At 42.8% G+C, this 24,431-nt stretch carries 23 protein-coding genes, 1 tRNA gene, 2 pseudogenes and 1 riboswitch; of the genes and pseudogenes, 6 read left to right on the forward strand and 20 right to left on the reverse strand.

Translation table 11 applies throughout. The features are described from left to right. Positions 1-23: 23 nt before the first annotated feature. The 8 genes from AC08OG_RS13200 to AC08OG_RS13235 all read right to left on the reverse strand — a co-directional run bounded on the left by AC08OG_RS13200 (position 24) and on the right by AC08OG_RS13235 (position 8,842). Positions 24-1,802 (reverse strand): methanol/ethanol family PQQ-dependent dehydrogenase, encoded by a 1,779-nt coding sequence (locus tag AC08OG_RS13200; RefSeq protein WP_339640203.1) that lies wholly within the window; start codon positions 1,800-1,802, stop codon positions 24-26. 187 nt (positions 1,803-1,989) lie between these two features. Further along, a complete protein-coding gene (locus AC08OG_RS13205) occupies positions 1,990-2,634 on the reverse strand; it encodes a response regulator (protein ID WP_292356340.1) in 645 nt (214 codons plus the stop codon). Beyond that, the gene (locus AC08OG_RS13210; RefSeq protein WP_292356342.1) at positions 2,631-3,986 is read right to left on the reverse strand and encodes a sensor histidine kinase; all 1,356 of its coding nucleotides are present in this window, start codon (positions 3,984-3,986) and stop codon (positions 2,631-2,633) included. The genes AC08OG_RS13205 and AC08OG_RS13210 overlap by 4 nt, the downstream gene beginning before the upstream one ends. A 259-nt stretch (positions 3,987-4,245) precedes the next feature. Next, on the reverse strand, positions 4,246-4,890 hold the full coding sequence (locus AC08OG_RS13215) for a response regulator (RefSeq protein ID WP_292356344.1): 645 nt from the start codon (positions 4,888-4,890) through the stop codon (positions 4,246-4,248). After that, positions 4,880-6,595: a histidine kinase gene (locus tag AC08OG_RS13220; RefSeq protein WP_292401112.1), complete on the reverse strand. Its 1,716-nt coding sequence runs from the start codon at positions 6,593-6,595 to the stop codon at positions 4,880-4,882. Before AC08OG_RS13220 ends, AC08OG_RS13215 begins: the two co-directional genes overlap by 11 nt. Further along, positions 6,592-6,909: a thiosulfate oxidation carrier complex protein SoxZ gene (soxZ, locus tag AC08OG_RS13225; protein WP_292356348.1), complete on the reverse strand. Its 318-nt coding sequence runs from the start codon at positions 6,907-6,909 to the stop codon at positions 6,592-6,594. The genes AC08OG_RS13220 and soxZ overlap by 4 nt, the downstream gene beginning before the upstream one ends. Then, a complete protein-coding gene (locus AC08OG_RS13230) occupies positions 6,909-7,397 on the reverse strand; it encodes a thiosulfate oxidation carrier protein SoxY (RefSeq protein WP_482929715.1) in 489 nt (162 codons plus the stop codon). The genes soxZ and AC08OG_RS13230 overlap by 1 nt, the downstream gene beginning before the upstream one ends. Next, positions 7,394-8,842 (reverse strand): beta-barrel assembly-enhancing protease, encoded by a 1,449-nt coding sequence (locus AC08OG_RS13235; protein ID WP_292356352.1) that lies wholly within the window; start codon positions 8,840-8,842, stop codon positions 7,394-7,396. Before AC08OG_RS13235 ends, AC08OG_RS13230 begins: the two co-directional genes overlap by 4 nt. A 96-nt stretch (positions 8,843-8,938) precedes the next feature. Between AC08OG_RS13235 and AC08OG_RS13240 the strand changes: the two genes are divergently transcribed. From AC08OG_RS13240 to AC08OG_RS13250, 3 genes are read left to right on the forward strand one after another with little or no spacing between them, the layout of a single operon-like run. Next, positions 8,939-9,172 (forward strand): sulfurtransferase TusA family protein, encoded by a 234-nt coding sequence (locus tag AC08OG_RS13240; RefSeq protein ID WP_318989422.1) that lies wholly within the window; start codon positions 8,939-8,941, stop codon positions 9,170-9,172. Positions 9,173-9,176: 4 nt separating this feature from the next. Beyond that, on the forward strand, positions 9,177-9,641 hold the full coding sequence (gene dsrE2 / locus AC08OG_RS13245) for a sulfur carrier protein DsrE2 (RefSeq protein WP_292356354.1): 465 nt from the start codon (positions 9,177-9,179) through the stop codon (positions 9,639-9,641). A 34-nt stretch (positions 9,642-9,675) separates the two neighbouring features. Beyond that, positions 9,676-10,299 carry a DUF502 domain-containing protein gene (locus AC08OG_RS13250; RefSeq protein ID WP_292356356.1) on the forward strand — a complete coding sequence of 208 codons (624 nt, stop codon included), beginning with the start codon at positions 9,676-9,678 and terminating at the stop codon, positions 10,297-10,299. A gap of 235 nt (positions 10,300-10,534) precedes the next feature. Here AC08OG_RS13250 and AC08OG_RS13255 read toward each other — a convergent pair. From AC08OG_RS13255 to AC08OG_RS13265, 3 genes are all read right to left on the reverse strand, one after another. After that, positions 10,535-10,611: transfer RNA gene (locus tag AC08OG_RS13255), tRNA-Arg, on the reverse strand. Positions 10,612-10,743: 132 nt separating this feature from the next. Then, a complete protein-coding gene (locus AC08OG_RS13260; RefSeq protein ID WP_482929716.1) occupies positions 10,744-11,394 on the reverse strand; it encodes a hypothetical protein in 651 nt (216 codons plus the stop codon). Positions 11,395-11,410: 16 nt separating this feature from the next. Further along, positions 11,411-11,497, reverse strand: a riboswitch (cyclic di-GMP riboswitch). A gap of 293 nt (positions 11,498-11,790) precedes the next feature. Beyond that, positions 11,791-12,801, reverse strand: a complete 1,011-nt coding sequence (locus AC08OG_RS13265) for a zinc-dependent alcohol dehydrogenase family protein (protein WP_482929717.1) — start codon at positions 12,799-12,801, stop codon at positions 11,791-11,793. A 138-nt stretch (positions 12,802-12,939) separates the two neighbouring features. Here AC08OG_RS13265 and AC08OG_RS13270 point away from each other — a divergent pair, with 138 nt between their 5' ends. After that, a complete protein-coding gene (locus AC08OG_RS13270; RefSeq protein WP_292356362.1) occupies positions 12,940-13,212 on the forward strand; it encodes a winged helix-turn-helix transcriptional regulator in 273 nt (90 codons plus the stop codon). A gap of 321 nt (positions 13,213-13,533) precedes the next feature. On the opposite strand, the pseudogene AC08OG_RS13275 reads toward AC08OG_RS13270, so the two are convergent. From AC08OG_RS13275 to AC08OG_RS13285, 3 genes and pseudogenes are all read right to left on the reverse strand, one after another. After that, a pseudogene (locus AC08OG_RS13275) lies at positions 13,534-15,063 on the reverse strand (PAS domain-containing protein); the annotation flags it as partial. A gap of 511 nt (positions 15,064-15,574) precedes the next feature. Continuing rightward, a complete protein-coding gene (locus AC08OG_RS13280; protein WP_482929718.1) occupies positions 15,575-16,288 on the reverse strand; it encodes a fatty acid desaturase in 714 nt (237 codons plus the stop codon). Between the two features lie 5 nt (positions 16,289-16,293). Next, complete coding sequence (locus tag AC08OG_RS13285) at positions 16,294-16,593, reverse strand: hypothetical protein (RefSeq protein WP_482929719.1); 300 nt, start codon at positions 16,591-16,593, stop codon at positions 16,294-16,296. Positions 16,594-16,978: 385 nt separating this feature from the next. On the opposite strand from AC08OG_RS13285, the pseudogene ilvD reads away from it, so the two are divergent. Further along, positions 16,979-18,651, forward strand: a pseudogene (gene ilvD / locus AC08OG_RS13290) (dihydroxy-acid dehydratase). Positions 18,652-18,814: 163 nt separating this feature from the next. Here the strand turns inward: ilvD and AC08OG_RS13295 are convergent. The 5 genes from AC08OG_RS13295 to AC08OG_RS13315 form a co-directional block, all read right to left on the reverse strand. Continuing rightward, positions 18,815-19,798 (reverse strand): kinetochore Spc7 family protein, encoded by a 984-nt coding sequence (locus tag AC08OG_RS13295; protein ID WP_482929720.1) that lies wholly within the window; start codon positions 19,796-19,798, stop codon positions 18,815-18,817. Positions 19,799-19,944: 146 nt separating this feature from the next. Beyond that, positions 19,945-20,556, reverse strand: a complete 612-nt coding sequence (locus AC08OG_RS13300) for a hypothetical protein (protein ID WP_482929721.1) — start codon at positions 20,554-20,556, stop codon at positions 19,945-19,947. A 261-nt stretch (positions 20,557-20,817) separates the two neighbouring features. Further along, positions 20,818-21,447, reverse strand: a complete 630-nt coding sequence (locus AC08OG_RS13305; RefSeq protein ID WP_482929722.1) for a single stranded DNA-binding domain-containing protein — start codon at positions 21,445-21,447, stop codon at positions 20,818-20,820. A gap of 224 nt (positions 21,448-21,671) precedes the next feature. Beyond that, complete coding sequence (locus AC08OG_RS13310; protein ID WP_482929723.1) at positions 21,672-22,289, reverse strand: hypothetical protein; 618 nt, start codon at positions 22,287-22,289, stop codon at positions 21,672-21,674. A gap of 224 nt (positions 22,290-22,513) precedes the next feature. Beyond that, the gene (locus AC08OG_RS13315) at positions 22,514-22,870 is read right to left on the reverse strand and encodes a hypothetical protein (RefSeq protein WP_439504186.1); all 357 of its coding nucleotides are present in this window, start codon (positions 22,868-22,870) and stop codon (positions 22,514-22,516) included. 657 nt (positions 22,871-23,527) lie between these two features. On the opposite strand from AC08OG_RS13315, the gene AC08OG_RS13320 reads away from it, so the two are divergent. Beyond that, positions 23,528-23,746, forward strand: a complete 219-nt coding sequence (locus AC08OG_RS13320) for a hypothetical protein (RefSeq protein WP_292356377.1) — start codon at positions 23,528-23,530, stop codon at positions 23,744-23,746. A 50-nt stretch (positions 23,747-23,796) separates the two neighbouring features. On the opposite strand, the gene AC08OG_RS13325 is transcribed toward AC08OG_RS13320, so the two are convergent. Next, positions 23,797-24,165 carry a sirohydrochlorin chelatase gene (locus AC08OG_RS13325; protein ID WP_292356379.1) on the reverse strand — a complete coding sequence of 123 codons (369 nt, stop codon included), beginning with the start codon at positions 24,163-24,165 and terminating at the stop codon, positions 23,797-23,799. Positions 24,166-24,431 lie beyond the last annotated feature (266 nt).

Consider the following 24,431-nt stretch of genomic DNA (forward strand, 5'->3'; position numbering starts at 1 on the left):
ACTATAGACTTTTGCTAGCTGTATTACAGGCTAAATACGCTCAGAACACCACCCAGGTTAGTCCAGCTAGACAGTGCTTTGTAAGCACCAACTGCGCCCAGACCGTCTGAATCATTTTCCAAACTTGGGATAGCCATACCGATACCAGCCCAACCACCTACACCAGACAGGATAGAAATATACTGTTTGTTGTTGTGTTTGTAGGTATTAACGTTACCGATAATGCCTGATGGAGTTTTGAATCTCCACAGTTCACGACCTGATTGGGCATCAACTGCTTTCAGGTAACCTTCCAGCGTTCCGTAGAACACAACATCAGAGGCAGTTGCCAAAGCACCTGACCAGACTGAGAAGCGCTCTGGGTTTGACCAGACGATTTTACCTTCACGAGCATCCCAGGCAATGAAGTTACCCAAGTGTGTATCACCTTCTGGTGGGTACATGCTCAATGTCGCACCAACGTATGGCTGACCGGCTACGTATTCAACTTCGAATGGTTCGTAGTCCATGCAAACATGGTTGGTTGGGACATAGAACAGACCGGTACGTGGTGAATAAGCCGCTGGCTGTTGATCTTTTGAACCCAAAGCTGCTGGGCAGATACCAGTGGTGTTAACGTCTTCACCGTTACGTGCAGTTGAGTATTTCGCTACACGATCATGCAGACCGGTTTTCAGGTTAACGCCGTTTGACCAGTTAACCGCTGGGTCATATTTTTGTGCAACCAGCAATTCACCTGTGACGCGATCCATGGTGTAACCAAAACCGTTACGGTCAAAGTGAACGGCAGTTTTACGCATTTTGCCATTAACTTTTTGGTCAGCCAGGATAACTTCGTTAACGCCGTCATAATCCCACTCATCGTAAGGCGTCATTTGGTAAACCCATTTCGCCATACCGGTGTCTAAATCACGACCCCAAAGAGACATTGTCCACTTGTTATCGCCTGGACGTTGTACTGGGTTCCAGGTAGATGGGTTACCGTTACCGTAATAGAACATGTTCAGGTCAGGGTCATATGAATACCAACCCCAAGTAGTACCACCACCGATTTTCCATTGATCACCCTGCCAAGTTTTCAAAGAAGAATCTTTGCCAACTGGTTTCAGCATGGAAGTGGTTTTTTCTGGGTCAACTAACATTTCTTCGTCAGGACCGGTGCTGTACGCTTTGTACTGCACGTTACCATCTAAGTCATATGCTTGAACGTAACCACGAACACCAAATTCACCGCCTGAAATACCGACAATGATTTTGTCATCAAAAACGTGGGCAGCAGCTGTGCTGGTTGCACCTACTTTTGGATCGTCACGTTTGTCAGACCAAACAACTTCACCTGTTTCCATGTCCAATGCCACCAGAGTGGTATCAGCTTGGTTCAGGAAGATTTTGCCATCGCCATAAGACAGACCACGGTTAACGGTATCACAGCACATGACTGGTACAGTTTCATCGTAGTTTTGTTTTGGCTCATATTTCCATTTGATGGCGCCATCGTTGTTCAAATCCAGTGCGAAAACGATGTTTGGGAACGCTGTATGAACGTACATAGTGCCGTCCATGACCAAAGCATTACCTTCGTGGCCACGTAAAACACCTGTTGAGAAAGACCAAGCCATGTTCAAATCTTTGACGTTGTCTTTCGTGATTTGAGTCAGTTCGCTGTAACGTTGGTTAGCATAGTTACCTGCTGGCATAACCCAGTTATTAGCATTTTTCTGCATATCGATGAGTTCATCAGCAGCGACCAGACCTGGTGCTACTAAACCCATCATTGCGATTGATAATGTTTTCAGCTTCATAAAGTTGTCCTCTATAGTTTTTATCGTTCATGATGTCAGCGTCGCTGTTCTTTCATGAGGTTGTGACTTTATGCCGATTTTGCCTGAGAATCATTAGGAAGCAGTCACTCTGATATCGGGATTTTTTCCCGAACAGGGAAGTTCTTCCCATTATTCCTCAGTTTAGTGCCTGTAGAGGACTGAAAATTTAATGACTTTTTATGACGTTATACTTGATTGCAAGCCGCACTAACTCTACAGATGAATGAAATCCGAGCTTCTGTTTTAGCATCGTTTGATAATTCGCGACAGTTTTCTGACCTAAATTCAACGTTTCCGCAATATATTCCAATGCATGGCCCTCCGCCAGTAACCGGAATACTTCAAATTCTCTTACTGTCAAACGCTGTATCGGGTCTTCTGAACCGGAAACACTTTGCAGCGCAATACGTTGTGCCATTTCTGAACTTAGGTAACTTTTCCCATCCATCACCTGGCGAATTGCTTTAACGATATCCTCAGAGTCACCCGATTTGGCTAAATAAGCTGCAGCTCCAGCACTCATCGACTGAACCGCCAATGTAACGTTTTCATGCATGGAAAACATTATCACTTTTGCTTTGGTATAACGCACCAGAATACGTCTAAGCGCTTCCAAACCACCAATTCCCGGCATGCTCATATCCATAATAAGGATATCAGGATCAAGTTCCGTGTACATTTGATAGGCCTGTTCACCGCTGGTTGCTTCACCAACAATGTGCATATCATCATTACGCTCAAGCATTCTTGCAAGGCCAGACCTAACTACTTCGTGATCATCTGCCAGTAAAACTCGGATCTCGTTCTTCATTCAGCATTACCTTGGGTTGGAAAAGTCGCAGAAAGCGTAAATCCATCACCATGTGCTGACGTAATATGAAAACTTCCTGACAACGCTTCTACTCGTTCTCGCATTCCAGTTAAACCATAACCTTTATTCGAACTATTCGGATGATAACCGTTTCCGTTATCATTTACACTTATATCTATTAAATCGTTATTGCAACTTAAACTGACTTTTACTTCAACATTTTCAGCTCCGGCGTGACGACTAATATTGGTTAAACATTCCTGAACAATACGATATATGGTCAATTGCCGGGTTTCATCAAGCTCATTGAAATTCCCTTCTATACTGAGTTTCGCATGATGCTGTGGATGGCGAATCACCCAATCATTAAATAACTCTGAAATAGCACCATGTATCCCTAAAGCCGTTAATTCCGGTGGCCGTAAACGTTGCAACATCGAACGAACAATAGTTGTCATCCGACGGTGAACGGAATCAATGGCTGCTGCACTGTTTTTTGCTTCATCCAGAGAAGCAGAGTGTTTAATCGTATTTAAATCGAATTGGATAGCAGTCAAATGTTGGCCTATCTCATCATGTAATTCAGCCGATAACCGCTTTCGTTCAGCTTCTTGAATTGTGATTAACTGTTGATTCAACACATCAATTTTTTGATCGGTATCCAGATAACGTTGTTTTAAAAGTTTCAGTTGCTTATTAACGGCCAATAATTGATTTAATCGAAGCAAAGCAAATGGTCTTCGTGACGGTTGTGCCTGTTTATTTTTCTTAGGCAACATTTCTGAAACAGGCAATAGGATTATCGAAGCAATTATTGCAATGAGTATACTTCCAACCAAAAAAGTCAGAATTAATGGCATTAATGACTTCCTGATATAGGTTCTAATATCATCCCATTCGGCACTGAAATTAGGCCGAATAACAATATCCCCGATATGCTGCTTAGCAAACATAATCGGCGTCGTGATGATTTCAGTATGCCCAAGATAATCTTTCAGGCTGTTTTCCAGCCATAAAGGTAAACCGGTTAGTAAATTACTGGTGAGGGGGTGGTTTGAATCAAGTAATTCGCCATCACTTGCGATTAATTCAATATCGACGTGCTGTAATTGTTTGAGATCTTCCAAATGAAACCGTGAAGTCCATTGTGAGATTGGAATGTTTTTCTGTGATAAGTCCGCTTCCAAACGGGCAAGCTGTGCATCTATTGCATATTTTGCAACCTCATTGGACACTTCAAGTTCATGGTCAACTCTCAGGCGAAGGTCATCAAGTGTACTTTTGACACCAATACTGCACATTATGACAAATACCATCACAATGATGAGATTCACCTGGAGAATCAGGTTCACAAGCTAAAGTCCATATAATAATGCTTCGTTAAAACCACAGAAAATATTCTGTTGATCATTCAGAGCCATCACTGCTGGAGGCTATGAAAGATCATCAGACCATAAGATTATAGTATGCGGGCAACGAACTGCAGCCTAAAACTCATTATTGATGTGACAGAGAACTCATAACGCACTGTCTGAATTGATATATTAAGCATCCAGACGCTATTTCATCGACAGCAGATTGGTGAGCAATAAGTCTAATGAATGCGGTCAGTCAGGCTTCCAGCAACCCACTACGAATAGCCAGTCTGGCTAATTCGGCAGAGTTTGAAACATTGAGTTTTTGTTTAATATTGGTGTGGTGAGTTCCCACTGTTTTAGGGCTTAGATTCAAAATATCGGCAATTTCGTTAACAGTCTTACCTTCGGCTAATAGGCGAAAGACCTCGAACTCGCGCTGGCTGAGAACATCCAGAGGATTTTCTGATCCGGTTAACTTTTGCATTGCCAGTTGTTGAGCAATTTCCGGAGCAATACAGGTTCTACCCATAGAAACCATTTCAACAGCTTTTAACATGGCTTCAGGCGCGCTGCGTTTAGGGATAAATCCTAATGCACCGGCCTGCATGGCACGAGTGGTAAATACACTATCTTCATGTACGCTAAGCACCAGAATTTTGGCTGAAGGTTCACGGGCAATAATCCGTTCAATTGCACCGACACCGCCAATGCCCGGCATGGAAATATCCATTACCACCACATTCGGGTGATATTTGGCAAAATCCTGAACCGCCTGTTCCCCGGAACCCGCTTCAGCTACTACGTCAAATTTGTCACCATCTTCAAGTAAACGACGAAAACCTGCGCGAACCAATTCATGATCATCAACCAATAAAACCGTTATTTTATTAAGACTCATGGTGAACGTTTACCCCCAGTGGTATGGTAATAGTCAGGTTGACTCCTGCACCTAACTGACTTTCCAAATCAAAACTTCCTCCCAGACTTTGCGCTCTTTCCCGCATGCCTAGCAAGCCAAAATCGACGTCAGAATGAAAATCATTGACGACCATGCCTTTTCCATCATCGCGAATATTAATCTTTAACTGATCTGAATTTTCGGTTTTATCGCGTATGACTTTCACCATAATATTTTCTGCGTCAGCGTGCCGAACGGCATTAGTCAATGCTTCCTGCACGACACGGAACACCGTCATATTTGTTGCTTCATCAAAGCCATTTAACTGGCCTTCAGTAATTAGATTAAAGGCAATCTCGGGCTGACGCTGTTGCCATTTGCTGATGCTCTCCTGCAAGGTAGCCACCAGCCCTAGATCATCCAACGGACTCGGCCGCAGACGCGTTATCATGTTATGAACCACATCGTATATATGACTGGCGGTATCTATAATTGCCTGGGCACTTTGATAAATTTTCCTATCTGTTTCTTCCGAGCGGTTACGAATTAATACCGCATCGGTTTTAATTGCCGTCAAACATTGTCCCAGTTCGTCATGCAGTTCACGGGCTAAATGCCGTCGTTCAGCTTCCTGCACCTGATCCATGTGCTTGGTTAATAGCCGAGTTTCATAAAGTTGGGCACGGGCTTTTTCAGCCTGTTTATGCTCCGTAATATCACGCAATGTACAAATCATACCGGCGACACAACCATCATTTTCGGTTAATGGTACGGTCGATATTAATAGTGAAAGCTGTTCACCATCACGCCGCTTAAGTGTCGTTTCCAGGTTTTCCACTGATTGAAAGCCGTTAAAAACAGCAATAATACTGTTTCGATCTTGCTGAAAGGGCATGGAGGCCAATGATTCACCCAATAAATTTGGTACATCAGCAAATAGCCTTTCGGCTGCAGCATTACAAAAAGTGATGTAACCGGCATGATCCAAGGAAAGTATCGCATCACCGGATTGTTTCACCAGCATCGCTAAGCGGCGATTTTCGTTAGTGCTTTGTTCCAAAGCATCGCCGACCCGATTAAAGTTTTGGCTAATCTGATCCATTTCTTTCAGCGAAAAACGGGGTAATCGCATGTGCAGATCACCGCGCTCAAACCCAGCCAATGCATCCAACAATCGTTGTAATGGCCTGATTACCCAGCCCACACCCCAATAAATGAAAAAGGCAACCACCACAAAAATAATCATACCCAGCGCCATAATGGCGCGAATATCCTGCCAGCGTTCACTGATTTCCTGCATGGGAGCAGGATAGATAACCATATGGCCGGTACCAAAACGTTTGGAAAGTGGCGTGAGATCTGGGAACAATAACTTTACAAACCAGGCAGGAGGCTGGACTGACAACTCTTTTTCCGGTGTGCCTTCAAAAAGCAGTCCTTGGCGATCAAACAACAAAATATGCAGACTGCGAATTTCACTTAATGCACGCACTAATTCATGCATGTGCTCACTGACACTGGTATTGCGAGTAAGCGTACCGCCCGCCAGCGTGACGGTGATAATGTGTGCTGTTGCATCCATGGTTGAGATAACTTCTGCTTCAACAGAACGTTTAGCGTTGGTTATAAGAATTACGGCACTGCCCAGCATGGATAATAGTAGCAAGATGGCAAAAAATAAATTGGCGCGAAGTTTCAGGCTCATACCACTTTGGTTTCCGTTGTTCCCTTGCCACCAAGATTATCCACCCAGCGAAGACTGATCGTATCTCCGATTTCCCCTCCTTTGAGTTGAAAGGCAAAGTAAGGATTACGTGAAGTTGCCGTACCACATTTCACCGTTAACACTTCTTCCTGGTTACGCCAGCAGCGAATGTCCTGAATGAATTCAGCCGGAATCAGCTCTTCCTGCTCGTTTTTACCCCGCCCTGTATGCATTGGATGGGACAGTAAAATTCTGATTAGCGTATTACCCTCTAGCAATTTGGCCCGTATTCTATCTCTGGAATTTGTTGTCATCAGGCACACCCACCAATATCAATTTCCACATAACGACTGGTTCGGTAAAGCTTACCATCCGCCTTGACCATGGCAATTATCTCCGAATCTTCGGCGACTTTAAGCATTGTTTTAAAGGGAAAGCTGACTACAGAAGTGGGTTCAAGGGCCATTGCCAGAGGAAAAGGGTTTTTCTCCACCAATAATGCCACTCGTTGAATATTTTCAAGACTGCTGCTGATTTCAACCGGAACACTGGCTCCATTCACAGCATAGGTAGGAGGAGAACCAATCGTGAATTGAATGGCTTCTTCATTAACCTCTTCTGCCTCTCCCAGAAACGTTAATATCGCATCTTCCAATGTTTCTGCATTGAAAGCATCCTGAGGCCAATGTGCTAATAGAATTCTTGGAGCCATTAAACCACTAGCCGCTACCAAAGCCAGCGTTGAAGCAGAGATGGATTGCTTTAGTAATTTTCGACGATATTCATCTAAATTATCATTCATCGAATTTCTTCCATCATTGCGATATCCGTTTCAACTTGTCTCAAACGTGAGCTGATTTTAGCGAGTTCAAATTCATCTCCTCGGGCATAGTCTGCTGCAATTCTGAGCTGATCTGCAGCCTGCATCAACTGACCAGAACTATGATAATGCTCAGCCAGCCAGACATGAGATTTACTTTTCTGTCCCATATCACCATAAGCTTTGGCCAATAATCTGTATAAATCCGCAGAAGATTCACCGACATCTAATTGACGTTGCAAAATAGTAATCGCTTTACGCGGTTCATTGGCTCTCAACAAGGCTTGAACTTGCTTGATAGAAAGCGCCCAATCATCCGGATAAACCCGCTGAAAATCATTATAAATTGCCAGTGCTGCATCCATTCTTCCCAACGCAATTTCGATATCCGCCAGCACCAGATGATAGCTTAACTGATTATCATCCAAATCGATTAAGTCATTAATTTCATCACGAGCCTGGGTATAGTTGCTATTTTTCAATAATGCCAGGGCATAACCATATCGAGTGACAGACTGATCTTCCGTTGTATTTTCTTTCAGCTTATCTTCATAGGTTTTGATCAATTCACGCAGATTTGCAGATGTCATGACACGCACTTTTTCACGCATCAGATAAAACTTTTTGGTATCTCTTATCTGGGGCCGTGGTTCAAGATTGGCAGCACGTCCACGGGCATCTGCAATACGGGACACGGTGATTGGGTGAGTTCTGAGAAATTCCGGAATCTGGTCGCCACCGTAGAAGCGACCTGCAATCTGCAACCGCTCAAAAAAACGTGGCATCGCATTTGGGTCAAAGCCTGCATTTACCAGAGTTTGCATGCCCAAATTATCGGCTTCAGCTTCATGTGCCCGACTGTAATCCAGTTGCATTTGCACATTCCCAGCCTGTACCGCCATGATGGCAGCCGAACCTGCACTCGGGTCAGCCACCCCCAATAAAGCCGCAGCAATCATCGCAGCGGTCATCGGAATACTCATGCGTTTAGAACGTTCGAAATTACGCAGAATATGCCGTTGGGTAACGTGCGCTATCTCATGCGCCATGACCGATGCCAGCTCACTTTCTGCTTCACTTGTCAGCATCAGTCCGGTATGAATGCCAATAAAACCGCCTGGCGCGGCAAAAGCGTTAACAGAATTGTCAGGCACCACAAAAAAAGTGAAAGAACGACCGGGATCATCACTATTGGTCACCAGACGATGTCCAAGTGAGTTGATATAACTATTCACTTCCGGGTCATCAACCAGGGTCACTGATTGCTGCAGGCTCCAGTAAAAAGACTGGCCGACCTGATATTCTTCCACAGGCGAAACCAGAGCACCCGCACTGTCCCCCATTTCTGGCAACGCAATATCCAGGTTTGCCTGGGCAATGCCTTGATTGCTCATCAAAAATATAACTGTAGCGATAAGATATTTCATAACGCCTATAGACCTTGGCTCATTAAGACCGGTTCCGCAAAGACAAAAACGCCGCTTGCGTTTATCATGTGAACGGATATTTTAAAGGAAATCAGTATGTCAGATTTTGATACAGAAATTGATACATCAGGTTTAAACTGTCCACTTCCAGTGCTTAAAGCGCGTAAGATGCTCAATGAAATGTCAGCCTCTCAGCGATTGCGACTCATATGTACCGATACTGGCGCGCTAAAAGATATTCCGGCCTTCTGCAAAATGACTGGTAATCCGCTACTCAGTAGTGAAGAAGTCGACGGAAAATTGTATTTCATCATCGAAAAAGGGGCATGACTGCATGGCCAAAAAACTCGCCATAATTGCAAGTAAAGGTACTTTAGATGGTGCATATCCACCATTTCTACTGGCCTCCACAGCAGCGGCGCTAGGGTTTGAAGCCAAAATATTTTTTACCTTTTACGGTTTGCAATTGCTTAAGAAAGATATGTCTCTTAAAGTCTCTCCTTTAGGCAACCCTGCTATGCCCATGCCTGTTCCGGTCCCCAGTATCGTGCAAATTATTCCAGGGCTTGAAGCCTTTGCTACCTGGATGATGCAACGCAAATTGAAAAAGAAAGGTGTTGCCAGTGTTGCTGAATTACGTGAGATTTGTCTGGAGTCAGATGTTGAATTAATTGCCTGCCAAATGACTGTCGATTTGTTTGATTTTAAAAATTCAGATTTTATCGATGGAATCAGTCATGGAGGCGCTGCCACCTTTCTGGAATTTGCCAGCGAAGCCGATATAACTTTATACATCTGAATAACCGTATTCGGTTTGGAATAGGAACAGCTTTATGCAATTTGTCTGGAAGACTTTTTTAAAAGGTTTGGCGACAGCGTTACCCGTCACCCTGACGCTTTATCTTATTTATTGGTTGGCTGTTACAGCAGAGCGTGCATTACGTCCGATAATGATTGCCATTTTACCCTATGATTTTTATTGGCCAGGGCTTGGGTTATTAGCGGCTATAGGGTTGATTTTTGTGATTGGAATTGCCGTTAATGCCTGGCTGGTCAAACGACTGTTTGATATGGGTGAATCCATCCTGGATCGCATTCCGCTGGTGAAATCGATTCATGGTGCATTACGAGATTTCACGCGTTTTTTCTCTCGCGAGAAACAGCAGGAAAGTCTCAGCAATGCTGTTGCTGTCACCATCGGTGGGGTTCAGCTGATTGGCTTTCTGGTGAAGGATAACGTTAGCCATGTTTTAGGCATGGAGGATCAGGAAAATAATCTGGTCGCCATATACCTGCCAATGAGCTATCAAGTTGGTGGCTATACAATTTGCGTTTCACGAGATCAGGTTCGGTCTTTGGAAATGTCGAATGAAGACACGATGCGCTGGATCCTGACCGCAGGACTTTCAGATAGTGAAACAGAAAGCCATCAACCAAAAATCATTGTTGAAAAATAATTTTTCACAAGGCAACTGGTAAAGAATTGTCATTACTTTCTTAGTTGCGCCGTATCCATTACCCAGTGGGATATTTATTCCTTTCCCAACCTCAACTTTCTGAATCTGATAAACCTAATACAAATCGATAAATTTGTTATAGAAAAAATGAAGGTTCTAAAAGTTGATGGGGAGTATGCGAATGACTATCCCGCTATTATTCATTTCCAGTCAAAAATAATCTATTGATTATTATTGGTGTCCCTGACAGGAGTCGAACCTGTGGCCTTCCCCTTAGGAGGGGGACGCTCTATCCATCTGAGCTACAGGGACATCGGCCGCAATTATATCAGTCAAGCTGATCGGCTTCACTTCGAAACAAACCAGTCGTCGGTTGAACGGCAGTTATACAAATAAAAAAGCCGTGATGAAATTAATCATCACGGCTTTCTGAAAGAAATAAAGTTAAGCGACTTTATTTTTTGCTCTTCGACGTAATCCCATGAGTCCAAGTAATGCCGGTGCAAACATGAAAGCGGCGGCAGGGATTGGAACTTCAGAGACTCCGACAACACTATTGTAAGACATGTCCATGTAACGTACTCCAGCTGGGTCGTTATTGTCTCTAAAAGTAATTCCTGCAAAAGCACCCAAGCCTGAGATAGAGTATTTGTTGTACCCTTCCAGCATGCTGATTAGTACTGTGTTGATTAAACTACCACTATTTGAAAATAAATCTGCAGCAACATTGGATCCTGCAACAGAGCTTCCCATCACCCATGAAAAACTGTCGGCATTAAAATCAAACAAAATCGACAATGGGCCCTGAAAACTTGAGGGTGTAAGAAGTGAATTGCCAGAATCACAACCTGTGCAACCTGGATCAAAAGAGACAACTCTTATTGTTCCACTTGGTGTTAGTGATAATGGCCCTATAGGGGAACCTGAAATTGCTGAGCCAGATGCAGTCTGACCTGTGAAAGTTTGTGAGAAACTTGCTCCATCAGCATCAATAAGGGTGGAAGTGGTAGCCCCACTCAAATCAATGTCGACTGTAGCGGCAAAAGCAGAAAAAGAAAATAATGAGAAGATTATCGTAGCTATCATCTTATTCATCGGTGAACTCCTTAAAGTATGCAACCCAGCCCTGATACCTTTACTTAAAAGCACAGCTGTAATTTTCCGTCCAAGGCTCACGCCAAGTTTGGCATAATAAATAGCGTGATTAGATCACTCTTTCGAACTTACACTAAATTTTATTAAAAAGTATTGTACTTTAGTACTAATTAATAAATCTTTGATGTTAATTATTAGAGCTAATAATGTAATCCCAGCCCTATCCTTCTCAATTTGGACAGATAAATGTTTAACGCTCTATCCATCTGAGCTACAGGGACATCGGCCGTAATTATAACAGGGCTATTTTAGACCGACGAATTCTGAAACATTCTATCGGTGGTTGAGAGGCTAATAAATTAAAAAAGCCCCACCTCAAGGGCTTTTTTATTTCATTTAAAACTCTAAACAAATTTTACCAAAATGCTGATTCGTTTCTTGGTACTCAAATGCTTTGACAATATCCTTTAAAGCAAAAGTACGATCAATAATTGGTTTTAGCTGATTAGCCTCGATAGCTTTAATCATCTCCTGCTGATGGACTCTGCTACCAACAAGAACGCCCTGAAGCCTAACCTGTTTCACAAAAGTCTTCACAATATTTATATCGCAAGTCTGTCCAGAAAGAATACCAATTAACGAAATTTGGCCAGCGATACGTACAGCGTTTAGAGATTGCTCCAATGTTTCAGCACCACCAATTTCAACGACGTGGTCAACACCTTTTCCATCATTGAGTTCTCTGGCTAAAAAGCCCCAGTTAGGTTCTTTTTTATAATTGATCACATGATCTGCTCCCAGCTCCTTCAACCTAGTGAGTTTTTGATCACTGGATGAAGTGGCAATCACTTTGGCGCCTGCCATTTTGGCAAACTGTAAAGCGAAGATGGATACACCACCAGTCCCTTGAAGAAGAACGGTATCACCTGATTTGAGCTGATTAAAATCGAACAAAGCCCGCCATGCTGTCAAGGCTGCTGTAGTCAACGTCGCAGATTCTGTATGAGACCAACCTGAGGGTGACTTGGTGAAAGCTTCAGCCTTTGCCGTGACATATTCTCTTGCGTAACCATCTACTCCATCGCCAGGAACAGTTGAGAAACCATCAACGACTGGTTCACCGTTTAACCAAGAAGGGAAAAACGTACTCACAACGCTATCACCGACCTTAAATTCGGTCACGTTTGGTCCCACCTCTATTACTTCACCGGCACCATCAGCCATAGGTATTCTTTTCTCTGATGCAGGCCAGAGCCCCTTGACGACCGCATAATCGTGATAATTAAGCGAGTTAGCATGAAGTCTGACCAGAATTTCGCTGTCACCTGGCGAGATTGTTTCTGTTTCTTCTACGCTAACTTTATCAAAGCCACCACCCGCTTCGACGAAAATTGATTTACCTTTCATGTCTGCTCTCTAGTTTGTCTAAACATACAAACTAACATTCAGGTTACAATAGTCAACCAGTTAACTTTTTGTAACCTACAAATAACTATGAGAGAAAACCACCAGACTTGTTATAAACCCTGCCCAGTTGAGAGGGGAATGAGAATTATCGGTAATAAATGGACAGGCTCCATTTTGTGGCACCTGAAAGATCAGCCCATGCGTTTTAATGAAATTGCGAGACAACTTGCCGGGGCCAGTAAAAAAGTCCTGGCAGAGAGGTTGAAGGCAATGGAAGAAAATAAACTGATCACCAGAGATGTGATCTCAAGCAAACCTGTCGCGGTCCAATACAAAATTGCGGCTAGAGGATTGAATGCCCTGACAATACTTGAAGAACTAAAAAACTGGACCCTTGAAAATGATCTTTAGCTAATCGGCTTGAGTACACTCTATCCATCTGAGCTAAAGGGTCATTGTCGGCAATTATAATCGTCAGGGTTTCAACTATTAGTATTAGGGATTTAGGTATAGCTTTTGAGATTTCCTAATCTGAATTGAAACGTCATTTGCACTAGCGTTAGAGTGTTTGATCACCTGCTTAACGGGTCGGACAAGCATTTGAGCTGAGAATGAATAAACTTTGCGCTGACGCTACCAATATTCTTCGGTATAGAAACATTACTCACTTAAAAAAGAAGCCAGCTCGTCAACATGCGACTGAGTTTCGTTAATCAGTTGACCAATTTGAACCGCTGCTTCATTCGATTTTTTCGAAAGGTTGCGCACTTCATCCGCCACTACCGCAAATCCTCGTCCAGCTTCACCAGCTCTTGCTGCCTCAATGGCTGCATTAAGCGCTAACAGATTAGTTTGATCGGCTACTGCATTTATTGTCTTTACTGTGGCTTGAATTTTACTTAACACATTCGACATAGAAAGATGAGTTTCAGCCACCAGCTTATTTCGAGAAGAGACATTGCTACCAAACACAATGTACTTAGAAATATTGCCGTTTAAATCTGTTATTGCTGAGATTATGCACTCTAAAATTACTTCACCACCTTGATGAGCCAGTTTAATCATCACCGCGGTGGGTTCACCTTTTTCGATCAATTGTTTGCGAGGCTCGTCCAAATGATCTTTCAAATTTCCCAGTAATGACTGCACTTGCACTTCGTCGACAATGTTTAATTGTTCATAAGTAAACTGATTAGCTGAAATGAACTGCCCACTTTGATTAAACTCCATCACCGCCGAATGACTGCTAATAGCATCTTTTTGGTTGATTTGCTCTAAGACCAGACGTTTAATTTCACGGACATCAGAACTCACGCCAACAAACCCAGTATGTTCCCCCTTTTCATTGAAAATTGGGTTCACTGACAACACAATCCAATAGGGCACACCCTCTTTGGTAAAGTTTAAGATCTCTTCATAAAACGGCTCTCGTGCTTTAAGTTTTTTAGAAATCCGCTTAATTGTGTCTGTATCAGTTTGTTCACGCTGTAATAAAACTCCAGGCTTTTTACCTTTTACTTCTGCAAGTGTTAATCCTGAAAGCTTTTCAAAACCGGGATTAACATATTCGACAAACCCATTTTTATCAGTGATCAATACACTTGTACTTGTGTTACTTACTACTTTGGATAACATTTCGAACTGCTTGTAGTCAGCAAGTTGCGTTTGTTTAGATAATAAGAAAGCTGATAACGGGCCGCTATCAGAATCAAGAGTGGAGTGGGTTACTTGATAATAAAAATCATCATTCTCAGATAAGCGAAGTTTTCGATCTGTAATCTTGATGGCGTTTTGCAAAGCCTTCAACAATTGCGGACTATCGAAAACAGAATACATCTCATCAGCATCAACCGAATCTATATTGGATGTGACTAAATTATTGTGATTATCAAAAACAGCATAAATATTTTCACTAAAAGCTAATAGTTGTTGCCAAGCTTGTTCACCTAAGAGTTTCTCAGGTAAAGGTTCAAAAAGATAAAGTGAGCAAGACTCGAGACCTTTAATTGTCAACGAGAAAATATGCTGGCGTAGATGAAAATCATCAAAAGCAATGGTTTTATTAGCTTTATCATAATGATCAATCAAGGACTTTAAGACACCATTGCGGTCTAAACCGTTAAGTTTACGGCCTATTTCGCTAAATGCCGGATTGGAAGCGATAAGATTACGATCACTATCAACCACAACAGCGGCTGTTTGATGTGTGATAACTAATTGTTCTGCCAACTCTTTTCGATTTACTTTCGAACTAAACCACATAATGGCTCCTACTTAAAGATTAATCGTATCCTATTAACGTTGGTTACACGCAATTAGATCACACAACCAAGTGACAGACACATACATGTATTCAAAAGTTTGTATTTCATTGCGTTCGTTTTCTGAGTTTTTGTTAGCGCAGGAAATTAAGTGTGTTGTTGAACTATGATCAGTCATTCAAGCAGTCTAGCTGGACTTTACGCTAAGCACCTAATAACTTTATAGTTTTACGATGCATAACGGCACCATAGACATGAAGCGGAATATTTTTTGGAGGAGGTGGGACGCTCTATCCATCTGAGCTATAGGGAAATTGGCAGCAATTATAACAGGGGCACTTCCAGTATAAACCTTAGATTTGGCTTTAACGCTTAGGTTAAAGCTTTATAGCAATATTTCGGTGGCAGAAATATGATAGGAGAATATCCAATAAACTCGAAGCCCGACCACGCCTAAATGCAAGTTCGAACCTAACATATTTACCCTACGCGCAAAGCGTATTCCCGTCAGATTAGGCCTTTGCCTCTCTGAAGCTGACAAGTCGCTGCTTCTCCTCGTCCCACAGGACCAGACGCACAGCAGCGAAGCTCTGCTTAAGGGTAATACGACCCATTTCACGCAGTTCGGGATAATCACGGAGGACTTCGGGCAGACGATAGAAGGGAATTCGACTGCTGAGGTGATGAATATGGTGAATCCCGATGTTGGCAGTGAACCAGCGCAGAATGCGAGGCAGATCGTAGTGTGAACTACCGTGCAGTGCGGCCTCTTGTAAAGTCCAGTTGGATTCGTGCTCCCAGTAGGTGTGCTCGAATTGGTGCTGAACATAGAAGAGCCAGACGCCTATCGTTGCTGCAATCAGCGTGATTGGCAACTGCACCATGAGGAAGGGGCCGATACCAACCAGCCACATCATCGTGGCAACAATGACCAGAATCGCCACATTGGTGGTCATGGTACTCAGCCATGGCATCCACCCTGCACGCATGAAACCTACTGGCAGTCGATTGTCGAGCAGAAATAGATACGCTGGGCCGAGAGCGAACAGCACCAAAGGATGACGATAGAATCGGTAACGTTGTCGCTTGTTGCGAGGCAAAGCTCGAAATTCCTCAACCGTTAGGGTATCGATGCCACCAATACGCGGACGATCGAGATTACCGGAATGCGCATGATGGTGCCTGTGGGTGTGACGCCAGAAGTCGAAGGGAGTCAGGTTCAACACGCCGATTATCCGTCCAACCCATTCATTGGCCCTTTTTGAAGAAAAAAGGCACCGTGGCTGCAGTCATGTTTGATCATGAATAACCTAACAAGAAATCCCGCGGCAGGAATAGTGATCAGAAGACCAAGCCAGTGTCCGGCACTCAGTGTCGCCCAGGATAGCGTCCAGAGAAGAGCAAAAGGGACCAATGTAACCAGCAGTTCAATGATACTGCGGGCGATACGTGGTGTGCGATAGTCTTTCAAGGTCCGCATAATGGTGCGCGGTTCGCTGGAGATCTCGTTATTTTTCATTGTAGATTTCATTTTCAGGTTCCTGTCTCGTCCGGCTTAACATACCGGGTGCTGCGGCCTCGACGTGGTGCTTGCTTGGACGTTCGAAGCACGAATCAGCATGCTCTTATTCATGGTGAAGTGTCTGTGCGCTTTCGCACACTGACAATGTAATTTGCGCCCACCTTTTTGTTAACCTAAGTTCATTTCTCTTAATATTGGCTATGCTTTGATGCGGAGTTGAGTGATGGCTTCATTGTGAATCTGAATAGTTTCTAACTGTCTGTTTAGAGCAGGAACTGATAAGGTCTTTCGCTAAGTTGAATCATATGAAAGTGGATTTCATTTTCCGTGATGGGCTCTCCTCATATTGGATGAGAGTCAGTTTTATCTATTAACCGTTTTAAAAGGTCAGGCAATGACAGATACACGCAAATATTCATCAATAGTGGTAGACGGTACTGGCAAATCTCCTGCCAGAGCGATGTTACGTGCCGTGGGTTTCAATGATGCGGACTTCAAAAAACCACAGATAGGTATCGCCTCCACCTGGAGCATGGTCACGCCCTGCAATATGCACATTAATCAACTGGCCGATTTTGCCTGCCAGGGAGCGGACGAAGCAGGCGGTAAAGGGGTTATATTCAACACCATTACCATTTCTGATGGCATTGCTAATGGCACTATTGGCATGAAATATTCATTGGTTTCCCGTGAAGTTATTGCTGATTCGATCGAAGCCGTCGCTGGCTGCCAGGGATTTGATGGACTGATCGCAATTGGCGGTTGCGATAAAAACATGCCGGGCTGTCTGATTGGCCTTGCTCGCCTCAATCGACCGGCAGTATTTGTCTATGGTGGTACGATACAACCCGGTGCTGGTCATACCGATATTGTTTCTGTATTTGAGGCAGTTGGGCAACATGCCCGGGGAGATATGACGTCTGCTGAATTGCAGCAAGTTGAAAAAACGGCTATTCCCGGTGCGGGTTCATGTGGCGGTATGTACACGGCCAACACCATGGCTTCAGCAATTGAAGCATTGGGTATGAGCCTGCCAAACAGTTCGGCACAAGAAGCTGTGTCTCTGTCCAAAACAGAGGATTGCCGCCGGGCAGGCGCTGCAGTGATGTATATGCTCGAACACGACATTAAACCCACCGACATCATGACCCGCCAGGCCTTCGAAAATGCCATTACTACACTTATTGCGCTGGGAGGTTCGACAAATGCCGTTTTACATATGTTGGCGATGGCCCATGCGGTGGATGTTGAGCTCACATTAGATGATTTCGCCCGGATCGGCAGTCAAGTCCCGGTACTGGCTGACCTGCGCCCAAGCGGCAAATACATGATGTCCGAACTGATTGCCATCGGGGGAATTCAGCCGTTGATGAAAGAGCTTTTGGATCGTGGCTTGTTACATGGCGATTGCTTGACCGTAACAGGTAAAACCCTGGCGGAAAATCTGGCTGATGTAGCGCCCTATCCTGCCGGTCAGGACATCATCCGCCCATTTGACCGGCCCATCAAAAAAGACAGCCATCTGGTCATTCTTAAAGGTAATTTAGCCCCAGAGGGTGCTGTCGCTAAAATCACCGGTAAGGAAGGGTTACGTTTTACCGGTAAAGCCCGGGTGTTTCATTCTGAAGAGGAGGCACAGCAGGATATTTTGAATGGCACCGTGGTGAAAGGAGATGTCATCGTTATCCGTTATGAGGGCCCGAAAGGCGGTCCCGGCATGCGGGAAATGCTTAGCCCTACTTCAGCCGTTATCGGCAAAGGTCTTGGTAATGATGTTGCCTTAATAACTGATGGTCGTTTCTCCGGTGGAAGTCACGGCTTTGTAGTCGGACACATAACTCCTGAAGCTTTTGATGGCGGCCCGATTGCGCTGATTGAAAACGGTGATCAAATTACCATTGATGCAGAAACGGCTGAAATCATCCTTCATTTGAGTGATAGCGATATCGAAAAAAGACGCTTGGCATGGAAACCAATTCCCCCCGCTATACCCGCGGAGTTTTAGCTAAATATGCCAAAACCGTCTCTTCAGCATCTGAAGGGGCAGTTACCGATAAAAATTTATGAGTTGGGTTCTATTCGAAAACCATGAACCGAAATTTCTAAACCGCTAGAAAAACAAAACCCACTGCACATTTGTGCAGTGGGTTAGAAAGGATCTGACTAACTATTCTGCATTCGCCATTTTGGTGTCACAGCAAATCTTTAAAATAGTTAACGTGACATAATTTTATACTACTGAACGGCGACCAAACACACCGGCAGCAGTTGCCGCTCCAAGACCGAGAAGAGAGGCAATAAAAAGCCACAGTGCAGCCGCAGCGACCGCATCCTGAATATCTTTAGCCTCGGCAATTATTTGTTCCTGTAATTCAGAAACAGTTTGACGCAAAGTTTCCACAGCTGAGTTAAAAACATCCTGCACTTCGTTTACTAATTCTTGGGCTTGGGCAGGTGTGATCCCGAGACGCGTTTCCAACGTGTTTTGAGCTTGGTTTAGATCTTCTTCGTTGAATACGGCATTTTCACCAATCACTAACCGATCTAATAAATTGTTCATTTCTTCCGAGAATGTGTAGGGCTGCGCCACGATATCAGACAGTGTGGCAGTGACCAGCGATCGCGCCCGGTTCATTTCCTGCTGACTAATCACATTTCGGAAGGCTTCTCGTGCCTCAGCACGAAGTTGCGAGGGAGTCACGCCAGCTTCCTGCAGCGCTTGCTGAAGCTGAGGTGGCAAATCGGCCATAGAGATTGAACCGGATATCTCTGACATATCTGGTAGCGAAATATCTTCCGGTGTTATAGCTTTCACGGCCCCAGCTGATGTTTTAGCTGTCTGCGCCACAAGAGATGAGGACGTGCTGATGGCTGATGTACCAGCATTGAGGCCCATATACGCGACCGTAAGCGTGGTTAACGCCCAAACCGCCAAGCCGGCCAATGCAGCTGAATTTATATCAAATGTTGTCATAAAGCGGGCTGCTGCAAACCCACCAACAGCCAGCGAAATTAGTTGGGTCACAACAATATAAATTGCTGCGCCAATTCCCAGGCCATCTCCAATCGCCTCTAGACTAGCAATGCCTATTGACAGGCCGAGAAGCGTAAACATTACCATTAGTCCAAGTGCCACCACGGTGCCAGCAATGATGGCTGTCAAGGTGGAATGGTTGGAGACATAAGGTCCAGTATTAAGAGTAGTGTCTGTCATAAGTAACTCCTTATTTTTTGAAATAGATCATTAATTCAAGTTATTGGTTCTTTTCTACCCATCAGCTTTATCCATTTGATTGGGCAGAATAGCTAATAAATATCCAGTTAAACTGAGTAACACATCAGCAATCTACGGCTGAAAAATTAAATTTTAGTTACGGAAACCGCTTCAAATACTCGACCTTCAAATAAATCGTTATCCATGTTGCCGTTAACACTTACTTTGTCACCGATATTTAATTGAGGATATCCCTTTTTATCTAATGGATTGTTCCGGAGTTCATCCACTTCCACCGTAAACATTTGAATTCCAACATCAATAGTAAACTTCTCTTCCTCCGGGTTTACGCTGGTAATGTGACCTTTTATAACGGTATCCTTGACTTTAGGAGACATAACTGTGAAATCGATGTCTTGTTCATCCATTGCTCCAGCATAAAAATAGGTATTCGCACTTTTGACGTGCACACTGCCCGCTTCGATAACAGATTCGTTATAGAAATTATCATCCATAAGACCCGATACTCTGACTTCGTCCCCTTTTTTAAGCTGATAACCTTTTCGGTCATCATCCTCCATTACTACTGTGATGTTACCCTCACCATAATCAAGCTCAAATTGATCGGTAGAAACCGAATCCACTTCTCCGTTAATACTGATCCAACTATTATTTTCTTTTGCATATGGATTTTCCGCAACAGCCGAAGCACTGAATAGAGCAAAGACTGCGAGAGTCATAATGTGAGTATTTCGCATAAAATCTCCCCGTGATATTCATTCAAATATTTTCTAAATAAGTGCTTAATTCTTTTAGCCTCTTAATCATTTCGCTGCAAAACAGGACATTTCTCGCTTTCAGCAGACTTTGAAAAATTCTATCGTTTCCAAAATTTACATATACGATGAGATTCTTTTACTCAGCCTCTGAATCTACTGTGATCAATAACAATGAACTAAATAGCAAATTACATCTAAAAAGGGATTGTCATAATGACAATCCCAGTAATGGAAGGGGGGTTATGAAGCGCTTTGAAGTGTGGTTACATAATCGGCTTCGAATACCCGTCCTTCAAATAAGTCGTTATCAATTTGACCGTTCACACTCACTCGGTCACCGACGTCTAGTTGACGATATCCCTCGTCATCAAGAGGATTCAAGACTAGCTCATCAACTTCTACAGTTAATTCCTGAAGACCGGTATCAAGCATAAACTCATCACCACCTACGTCGACACTGGTAATAGTGCCTTTAATAACCGTGTCTTTAACGCTAGGTGAAATCACATCATAGCCAAAGTTTTCTTCATTAATCGGACTGGCATAAAAGTACGTATCGATATTTTTGACATATACGCTGCCAGCTTCGATCGTGGTGAGCTTGTAGAAGTCATCATCAATTGTGCCTGAAACTCTTACCTCATCACCTTTAAGCAGCTTGTAGCCATCAGCATCACGATCGCCATCATCCATTTCTACTGAAATCAGTCCATCGCCGTAATCCAGCTCAAATTCATCTGCAGATACCGATGTGACCGTACCATGAATACTAATCCAGCTATTATCTGGTTTTGCATACGGATTTTGAGCGAAAGCGGAAGCTGAAAACAAGGTAAACGCAATAAATGTTAGTTTATTTGAAATTTTCATAAGCTAACTCCTTTAAATTAATTTCTGTTTTTCAAGATATAAAATGCTTTAAATATTTAAAGTAATAACACTATTCTTTTCGACAGTATTTAATACTGTGATGGGTAATAGTTTTTAAAATTAAAAATATAAGAAAAGTCTATAAGGTAGTGACGAAGAGGATTGCCACAACATTGTTATGACAATCCAACCTTCGTATTTTTAATTTTTAAAGAAGGATTCAATTAAATGTTAGTGACATAATCTGCTTCAAAAACACGGCCTTGGAAAAAGTCATAATCAATCTCACCGTTGACCCTGACTCTGTCACCTATTTCTAATTGCTGATAACCTTCAGTATCTAGTGGGTTGGAAAGAAGTTCATCTACCTCAACGGTCAACATCTGAAGGCCCGTGTCTAAAGTAAATTGTTCATCATCAACGCTTACGCTGGTGATAGTACCTTCAACAAAGGTGTCGGTGGTTAGCGGCGATACCACGTCATAACCGTAATATTCATCATCAATAGCACTGGCATAGAAATACGTATCAATATTTTTTACGTAAACGCTACTGGCATCTATAGTCGTAGTTTCAAAGAAGCTATCCTCGATAAGTCCTGAAACCCTGACCTTATCACCTCTTAAAAGCTTGTAGCCATCAGCATCTCGGTCACCATCATCCATTTCGACCGTAATCGTTCCATCACCATAATCCAGCTCAAACTCATCCGCCGAAACAGAAGTTACCTCCCCATTAATACTGATCCAACTATTGTCGTCTTTGGCATAAGGGTTTTCTGCGATGACAGGAGTTGCCAATAAAGAAAAAGCTGTGAATGTTAGGAAATTTATATTTTTCATCGAATACCTCCAGGATATACATCAGAAAAACTCAAAAATATAGAAAGTAACGCTGTTAACGGCAATGATAAGCCTAACCATGTTCGCCATTGCAGCGCACTTTTAAGGCGTTATAAATATCGAAATTCCTTTGAAATAAGGGAAAATCGATAAATCGTAATCCTTGGGCTTAATCTTATTTTTCTGAAAGATTGTTTCTTAATTTGGACAAGGTCAGATTTGAATCACTGACCTTCATAGGGAGTTTCGTCCCCTTCACCCATTTCATGTGCAGGGTGCTGCTGATTTTTAATACTATCTTTATTGTGGTTTTCTTTGTCATACGCTTTGCGATCAGGGGTCACCTTTTTATCACCATGACTGACATCATCATAATTTTTGGTGGTTCCATCTTGTTTGTTGTGTTTATCATTATTTTTTTGATTGGTTCCATTCTGATCCCGATTAGTATTGACGACTCGGTCGCCCTTTCTCTCCCATTCAGGATCATTCGGGTTAGTATCATTTTGATTACCTGCTAGAACAGGAGCTGCAGCAAATGCAGTGACAATAGCAGTTGAAAGAAATAGTTTTTTAAACATTTCATTCTCCTTTTATCTATCCAAGTTCGGCTAATAAATTAGCTCAAATTAAAACGTTTTAACGTTTCAATGTACTTCACTGTAGATAACGCAAGTACTATACCAAGCTGATAAAGATTTATTTTTAAAAACTTTTATACTTAAAATTCAATACGTTACTTATATAAGTTTGATGCCTTCCTTTATAAAAACAGAGTATCGAAAATGACCTTACTAATCATTTTTGTAATTATTTCAAAAGAAATTAAAAAAAATTCATGCTTTAGCACCAGCCAAAAAACGACAAACAACTTTTATTAATTGACCCTATGCAATATCTCATAAACAAGGAAAATACCGAGATTCTAAGAGCATGATTCACTATTGAATAGTATGAGCGCAGAGTAGGATGCGTAGTGTAATAATCACTTTTTTCACCTAAAGAATTATTAACATGTGGACCCAACCCGACAATTTAGCTATGCGTTGCGGCTTTGAAGTGATGTGTGTGTTTGCACTCACTAATCGCCATCCGCTTTAACATAAAGCCCCCTTTGAATGGGCTTTTGTGTTTACAAGAAAGGCTGATGTACCAGTTTTGCAGAAAGCCTATACTGGTTCTCATAGAATATTAATGTGATCACTGATTTTAATTATGACGAGTACTGGAGCGATAACATGTCATCCATTCCACAATGCCGCATTGAAAGAGCTGGTTCTGAAAGCGAACCTTTTTTTATCATTCATCAGAATATTGATGGTGAACGGCAGACGTTAGATAAGCAGTTTGCTAGTCATCAGCAGGCATTGGACTATATTCTGGCTCAAGGCTGGCAGGTTGAGCGTGAGAGATCTGAAGATTCGATGATTATTGCTTCCAGGTTCTTAAAACCTTGATTGCCATAGATAACTCAGGCAAAGCTTTATCCTCATTACGTTAGCTAATATCAGACTCGATTTACCGCAGCAGTTTTTAACATATCGATCATGGCCGTTGATGCGCCAATATGTTGAGCAATTTGAATGTCTACATTCGGAAAGTCAGCACGAACTGCATCTACATCATGAGGAATGTCTTCGGTTACATGACGTCCGGAATTTAGAAAATAAGGTAAGACGGTTATCTGGCTGGCGCCATCACGCACGCAGTTTTCAATCCCATCCGCTATCAATGTATCGGCAAGTTCCAGAAATGCGGCTTGCACGATATCGTAATGTTCGGCACATTCCGTTTTTAGTTTTTCAGCCAGCGCAATAACTTCATCATTTGAACGCTGGCGTCGACTGCCATGGGCAATAAGTAATAATGCTTTCATCAACATATAGTCCGTTTTTGAATGTGAATTATGCGTGAAAAGTTTAAACGGTCTCGCCAGAATTAATTATCTTTGAAATTAATTGAGCGTCATTCAAAACACTATCCAGTCGTTGTTGAGGAGCATCAAAAAGCATTTAAGAACGCTCGAAACGTAAATAGAATGGACAGCTACGAACTCTGTCAGCATAATGCGGAAATAAGAAACGATTGTATTTAAACAAAATAACAGACACGGATTCAAGGATATGACTTCTGTTAATAAAA

The sequence above is a fragment of the Methylophaga sp. F7 genome (assembly GCF_056863975.1).